We start from the raw sequence: 1,194 nt of genomic DNA, 5'->3' as shown, positions 1-1,194 counted from the left end.
TGACGTTGCCCCCGATCAGCCCTCGTTCATAACTGGACTCTGTTCTCCATGTGGTCCTGTCTGGACCGGGTTGCAAACTCGTTTGGGGTGAGGCCGCGCAGGCTCGTGTGCGGCCTGTGCTCGTTGTAGTCGATCCTCCATTCTTCGATGATGCGGCGTGCGGCTGCCATGCCGCGGAACAGGTGCTCATTGAGGCACTCATCCCGGAAGCGGCCGTTCAGGCTCTCGACGAAGCCGTTCTGGGTCGGCTTGCCGGGCGCGATGTAATGCCACTCGACGCAGTTGTCCTCCTGCCACTGCAGGATCGCCCGCGATGTCAGCTCGGTGCCGTTGTCCGAGACGATCACCAGCGGCCGTCCACGCGCTCCGGTGATGGTGTCCAATTCCCGCGCCACCCGCATGCCCGACAGTGACGTGTCGACGACGAGCGCCAGGCACTCGCGGGTGAAGTCGTCGACCACCACCAGGACGCGGAAGCGCCTGCCATCGGCGAGCATGTCGGAGACGAAGTCCAGGCTCCACCGCTGGTTCGGTCCCTGCGGCAGCGTCATCGGCGCTCGCGTGCCCAGCGCCCGCTTGCGACCACCGCGCTTCTTCACCGTCAGCCGCTCCTCCCGATAGAGTCGGAACAGCTTCTTGTGGTTCAGCTTGAGGCCCTCACGCCGCAGCAGGATGAGCAGGCGACGATAGCCGAACCGCCGCCGCTGCTGCGCCAGTTCTTTCAGCCGCTCCCGCACGGCGGTGTCATCCGGCCGCCGCGACGCATAGCGGTAGGTCTTCGGGTCGAGCCCAACCAGACCGCAGGCACGCCGCTGCGAGTAGCACTTCTCTTCGATCGCCCAGGTCACGAAGCGCTTCCTTGTCCTGGGCGTCAGAACTTTCCCAGCGCTTCCTTCAGCGTCGAGACGTCCAGCATCGATTCCGCCAGCAGCTTCTTCAGCCGCCGGTTCTCGTCCTCGAGGCTCTTCAGCCGTCGGGCATCCGACACTTCCATGCCGCCGAAGCGGTTACGCCAGTTGTAGAAGGTCGCGTCCGAGATCCCGTGCTTGCGGCACAACTCGGCCGTCGGGATCCCCGCCTGATGCTCCTTCAGAACCCCAATGATCTGGTCTTCCGTGAACCGGCTCTTCTTCATCTCCGTCTCCTTTCGACGGAGTCCAGTTCAAACCGAGGGCTTCGACGGGGGCAACGTCA

Annotated in this window: 1 pseudogene; it reads right to left on the bottom strand. The window is 64.3% G+C overall.

What is annotated here, in order from left to right:
- Positions 1 to 26: 26 nt before the first annotated feature.
- Positions 27 to 1,135, bottom strand: a pseudogene (locus C8P69_RS23365) (IS3 family transposase).
- Between the last annotated feature and the right edge of the window lie 59 nt (positions 1,136 to 1,194).

Source organism: Phreatobacter oligotrophus (assembly GCF_003046185.1).
Classification (GTDB): domain Bacteria; phylum Pseudomonadota; class Alphaproteobacteria; order Rhizobiales; family Phreatobacteraceae; genus Phreatobacter; species Phreatobacter oligotrophus.
This window is presented reverse-complemented; position numbering and strand designations above follow the sequence as displayed.